Source organism: Dietzia sp. 179-F 9C3 NHS (genome assembly GCF_045369825.1).
Taxonomy (GTDB): domain Bacteria; phylum Actinomycetota; class Actinomycetes; order Mycobacteriales; family Mycobacteriaceae; genus Dietzia.
In genome coordinates this window covers 1-4950 of record NZ_JBIQES010000031.1, presented here as the reverse complement: position 1 = coordinate 4950, position 4950 = coordinate 1, and the positions used below count along the sequence as shown (strand labels likewise).

5 protein-coding genes are annotated in these 4950 nt (G+C 65.6%); 3 read left to right on the top strand and 2 right to left on the bottom strand.

Annotated elements, in window-relative coordinates; translation table 11 throughout:
- The first annotated feature begins 118 nt into the window (after positions 1–118).
- Both ACH0BZ_RS16255 and ACH0BZ_RS16250 read left to right on the top strand, forming a co-directional pair.
- Positions 119–733, top strand: coding sequence for a recombinase family protein (locus ACH0BZ_RS16255; RefSeq protein ID WP_406899776.1), 615 nt, complete (start codon positions 119–121; stop codon positions 731–733).
- Between the two features lie 192 nt (positions 734–925).
- Positions 926–1735 carry a recombinase family protein gene (locus ACH0BZ_RS16250; protein ID WP_406899774.1) on the top strand — a complete coding sequence of 270 codons (810 nt, stop codon included), beginning with the start codon at positions 926–928 and terminating at the stop codon, positions 1733–1735.
- Positions 1736–1772: 37 nt separating this feature from the next.
- On the opposite strand, the gene ACH0BZ_RS16245 is transcribed toward ACH0BZ_RS16250, so the two are convergent.
- Together ACH0BZ_RS16245 and merA are read right to left on the bottom strand one after the other, a co-directional pair.
- Positions 1773–2618: a hypothetical protein gene (locus ACH0BZ_RS16245; protein ID WP_406899771.1), complete on the bottom strand. Its 846-nt coding sequence runs from the start codon at positions 2616–2618 to the stop codon at positions 1773–1775.
- A gap of 314 nt (positions 2619–2932) precedes the next feature.
- Positions 2933–4333, bottom strand: coding sequence for a mercury(II) reductase (merA, locus tag ACH0BZ_RS16240; protein WP_406899769.1), 1401 nt, complete (start codon positions 4331–4333; stop codon positions 2933–2935).
- A gap of 105 nt (positions 4334–4438) precedes the next feature.
- On the opposite strand from merA, the gene ACH0BZ_RS16235 reads away from it, so the two are divergent.
- Positions 4439–4828 (top strand): heavy metal-responsive transcriptional regulator, encoded by a 390-nt coding sequence (locus ACH0BZ_RS16235; RefSeq protein WP_007928756.1) that lies wholly within the window; start codon positions 4439–4441, stop codon positions 4826–4828.
- Positions 4829–4950: the final 122 nt, after the last annotated feature.

Sequence of the window (4950 nt, the reverse complement as noted above, 5' to 3'; positions counted from 1 at the left end):
GCCCCGTCCGAGTTGGCGGCCAGTTCTGAGTAGGTTTCCTGGCCCTATGGCCACTCGCCGGTGTCTCATTAAGTCATCTTGGCGGCTTTCGTCTCAGGAGCGGCCTCGGTAGGGGTTTATGGGGCACCATCGAGCCATGAGACATCTGGGGTACACCCGCGTCAGTACCGCGAGTCAGGACGCGCAGTTGCAGTTGGATGCACTCATAGATTCCGGGGTGCAGAAACGCGACGTCTTCTCTGACGTCACCTCGGGGAGCCGGGCCGCGATCGAGCGCCCGGGGATGAAGCGGCTGATGGACTACGTCGAGCCCGGCGATACCGTCGTGGTGTGGCGCATTGACCGTCTCGGCCGCTCCCTGATCGATGTCCTCAATACCGTGAACCTGCTTCGCGACAAGGGCGTGAAGATCCGGTCGCTCTCGGACGGCATCGACCCGGAGACCACCTCCGGCCGGTTGATGCTGGGCATGCTCGCCACCCTGGCCGAGTACGAGCGCGAGCTCATCACTGAACGCGTCAACGCCGGCATCGCCGCGGCGAAGCAGAGCGGCACGAGGTTCGGCCGGCCCCCGGTCGACCCCGCAGTGATCGCCGAAAAACTCGACATCGCCCAAAGTGCTCGAAGAAAGGGGCGCACCGCCGCCGAAGCGGCCAGCTTGGTCGGATGGTCCCGCGCCACCCTCTACCGCCACCAGCAAGCCGCCCGAGCCCTCGAGGCGCTCGAGCCCTGATGGAAGCGGCCATCGCCAGGCATCGCCGCTAGAACGCCGCCACCTAGCAGTGCTATTTGCCGGTACACCCGTGCGGGACGGTGAAGGAGCCGCCATCGTCGCTGTGTCACAGGGTCTAGTTCGGAACTTATGAAACGTCTTCCCGTGGGGTCTAGGATCTATTGATACAGATTCCGGCTGAAAGGGTCTTCGATGGCTGATCGGATCGGGACGTTGCTGAACCGTTCGGGTGACGGTGGCGAGGAGGTGCTCATCGTCAGCCGCGGGAAGGTGCGGACTCGGTTCCGCCGCCGGGACGAGTTGGGTTGGAACTTTCGGGTGGAGTCAACGGACTCGGAGAACATCATCGAGCAGAACCCGAAACGAAAGCCGAAGACGGATCCGAAGCCGGCTCGCCGAGCTTCGCGTCCTCGCGGACAGCGGGTGGCGTACGTGCGGGTGTCGGCCGCCGATCAGAACGAGGCGCGCCAGCTCGAGGCGGTGGGGGAGTGCGACCGGGTCTATATCGAGAAACAGTCGGCACGCTCGCGTGCCGATCGCGTGAAGCTCGAAGAGTGCATCAGGTATCTCCGGGACGGTGACGAGCTGGTGGTCGCCTCGATGGACCGACTCGCCCGTTCCCTGGTCGATCTCAAGCAGATAGTCGGCGAGATCACCGCGAAGGGCGCGAGCGTGGAGTTCGTCCACGAGCGGGCCACCTACGCTGCTGGTGCCCAGGATCCTCGAGCGGATCTGATGCTGTCACTGCTCGGGGCGTTCGCCGAGTTCGAGAGGGCCATCATCCGTGAACGCCAGGCTGAGGGCATCGCCATCGCCAAGGCGAAGGGTAAGTACAAGGGACGCAAGCGCGTCCTGACCGACGAGCAGGTCGACAATGCCCGCGCCCGCATCGAAGCGGGGGAGGGGCCGTCGGCAATCGCCCGAGACCTAGGAGTGGGCCGATCGACGCTCTATCGGGCTCTCCAGAGAGCTGGCGAAGGGGCCACTCGTGTAACGCCGTAGCTAACCTGCTGGGAAGGGCGCGAAGTGTCGGAGAGCTTTACGACTCCGAGATCATGCGTACAAGCAGTTCTGTGCTCTCCGACCCCAGCGTGCCTGAGACAGCGGTGCTCAACGCATTGATCTGAGCCCTGACCCACTCAAGGCCACGCCTTGGTCCGCGGCTCTCGATCGCCCCAATCTCCTCGAGCAGATCTTGCTTCTCGTCCGCCGGCAGGTCAGCGTCTTCAACGTGATTCCGGAACTGGCTCAGCGCCGCGAGGATGTCTTCTACCGACACCTCAGGGCCGATATGGGCAGTCATCGAGTGGCCCTGTCCGCCAATCGCCTGGTTCCCAATATGTTGGGTTCCATAGTTGTCAGCCGAAACGTTCATAGTCGTCATTCCTCCGGAAAGTTGAACCTGGTCGAGACTCATCTGGCTTCTAAGGAGTCGCTGGCCCGCTGCGGTCAGACGCGCTCGGATCATTGATCCACCCCAGGCTTTGGTCCCTTCGAGGTAGCCGCCTGACTCGAGTTCCTCGACTGCCAGACTGACCTCTCGCGCGGAGAGCGACCCGGTGAAGTCCGCAGCGTCCTCACTCTTCATTAGCGCTTCTGGGGATGTCTCGGGATGAGCCGCCAGCCACTCCAGGACCCGCCTTTGCGCAAGTGAAGAGCGGTAGCTCTCGCGCATCCGGTTGGCTTCTACACGGCCACGCGTAGTCAGAATGAAGTCGAACTGACCATCTAGGGTCAGGGTGGCGTGGACTAGATCGGCAAGTTGAAGCTCGCTGTAAACAGTCTCCGCGAGTGAAGGGGGAACCACTTCGTGAGGAAGCGTGCTGGCTTGCTGTCCTGGCTGGTCGATCAACCACCGGAGTACCCGCTCTGCGTTGAACGTCATTCCAGGCATCTTGCATCTCCTTCTCCGTGGGGAGTGACTGCACGGCGGCCAGGCGGGGGTCCCGGCCGTTCTGGTCACTGTGTCATCCGGGTACGACACCAAATCCCTGCTAAGTCGATCCGCACAGCAGCCTTGTGTCGAGACGACTTGGTGAGAAGTGGGCCGCCAACGCAAGTCCAGCGAGCAGGCGCGAAATGGACATGCGCGCGGGTGGTCAACTGATGTCTCGCAAAGCTGTAGGTTTTTGAGGCACCTTCACGGCGCCAGGCGGGCCGCCGCGGTAGCCCTCGTCCACCCCGCTGGGGCCGCGGGTTTCAGGCGCAGCATGACGTCGGCATCTGGTTCTGGAAGAGGCCGGCCACGATGCGCAGGCTTTCGCTCATGGTCAGGTACGGCGCCCATGTGTCGGCCAGATCGTCGACGGTCATGCCGCTTTTGATGGCGTAGGTGGCCGCCAGCATGATCTCCCCGGCCCCGTCCGCCAGGGCGTGCACGCCCAGAACCTTGCGGCTCATGGCGTCGGCGACGAGCTTCACCGCGCCGCGGGTGTCGTGCTGGACGAGCGCCCGGGGGACATCGGACAGGTCCAGGACGCGGCAGTCGCACGCGTACCCTCGGGTGAGGGCCTCGTCCTCGGTCAATCCCGCCGAGGCCAGCTGGGGCCGGGTGAACACGACCGCAGGAAAGCCGGCGTAGTCGACCCGAGCTGCCGGCGGGTACCTGTCCTCGGTCAGGGCGTTGAGCGCGGCGGCCCGACCGCCGGCGGCGGCGGCGTAGACGTATTGGGGAGCCCCCGAGACGTCACCGGCGGCCCAGACGCGCGGGTTGGAGGTGCGCTGGGTCTGGTCGACCACGACGAAGCCGCGCTCGTCCACGTCCACACCGGCAGCGGCCAGGTTCAGGCCGTCGGTGCGGGGCAGGCGTCCGGTGGCCACCAGGACCTGCGCGCCGCGCACCTGTTCGCCCGAGTCCGTGGTCACCACCACCTCTCCTGCGGGGCCTGGTTCGCGGGCCACCGTGGTCGCGTGCTCTTCGACCACGGTGATGCCGTCGTCGGTGAAGACTTCCCGAAGTCTCTGGGCCAGCTCCGGCTCGGCGTGCGGCGCCAGACGCCCGACCACAGAGACCCGGGTGCCGAGGTGAGCGAAGAGCTGGGCCTGCTCCATCCCGACGTACCCGCCACCGATAACGACCAGGGACTCAGGCAGCACGGTCAGCTGCATCGCGGTGGTGGACGTCAGCCGGTCCACAGAGTCGAGACCGACCACCTCCGGGATGGCGGGGGTGGCGCCGGTGGCGACCAGATAGGCCCGGGCCCGCAGCGCCTGGCCGTCGACGGCCAGGGTGTCCCTGTCCAGGAAGCTGGCCTGGCCTGGGCGGACCTGGAAGCCGTAGGCAGCGGCCACATCGGCGTACTTCGCATCACGCAGGCGCTCGATGAGTGCGTCCTTTTGGGCCACCAGATCGCCGAGGTTCACCGGTGCGGCTGACGTTGGGGCACCTTTGAAGGGATTGGTGAGCGCGGCGTGCCGGGCTCCGGCGGCCGCCAGGAGCGTCTTGGACGGCACGCAGCCGATGTTCACGCACGTCCCGCCCAGGACACCGCGCTCAACCAGCACGACGCTCTTACCGGCCTGGCTGGCCGCGATGGCGGCGGACATCGCCGCGCCTCCTGAGCCGATCACGGCCAGATCGACGTCGTAGTCCACACCCATTTGCCCACCTTCCTTCGCGTGACCCCTCTTCAGCGTCCATAGTGGACGTTCCAGCGCAGGGGAAGGTCAAGGCGAACATGGACGAGAGCCGAGAAAGGGGCCACTGTGCGCATCGGTGAGTTGGCCGTGGCCAGCGGCACCACAACCAAGACGCTGCGCTTCTACGAAGAAGCCGGCCTACTACCTGCGCCTGAGCGCACCGCCAACGGATACCGCGACTACACCCCTGCGGCCCTGGCGCGCCTGGACTTCGTTCGCCGCGGCCGCACCGCTGGGCTCACCCTGGCCCAGATTCGCGAGATCCTCGACATTCGCGACGCCGGAGTCGCACCCTGCCAGCACGTGCACGCCCTGCTCGAAGCCCACCTGGGCGACCTGGACCGCCAAATCGCCGACCTGCAAGCACTGCGACACACCGTCGCGCACCTTCACCACAGTGCCACCACCAGCGACCCCACCAAATGCGACACCACGACCGTCTGCCGCTATCTGTGACCAGACCGGTGCTCGCGTGTATCGCCATGAGCGGATGCCGCCGCAGAGCGTCGACAGAACCCCGCCATATAACGGCGAAAGCCACAAGCCGACTCCAAAGTGACCGCCGCCCTGGACTCGGG

Coding starts and splice junctions, on each gene's coding strand:
- ACH0BZ_RS16255 (WP_406899776.1), top strand. CDS start 119: ATGGGGCACCATCGAGCCATGAGACATCTGGGGTACACCCGCGTCAGT.
- ACH0BZ_RS16245 (WP_406899771.1), bottom strand. CDS start 2,618: ATGACGTTCAACGCAGAGCGGGTACTCCGGTGGTTGATCGACCAGCCA.
- ACH0BZ_RS16250 (WP_406899774.1), top strand. CDS start 926: ATGGCTGATCGGATCGGGACGTTGCTGAACCGTTCGGGTGACGGTGGC.
- merA (WP_406899769.1), bottom strand. CDS start 4,333: ATGGGTGTGGACTACGACGTCGATCTGGCCGTGATCGGCTCAGGAGGC.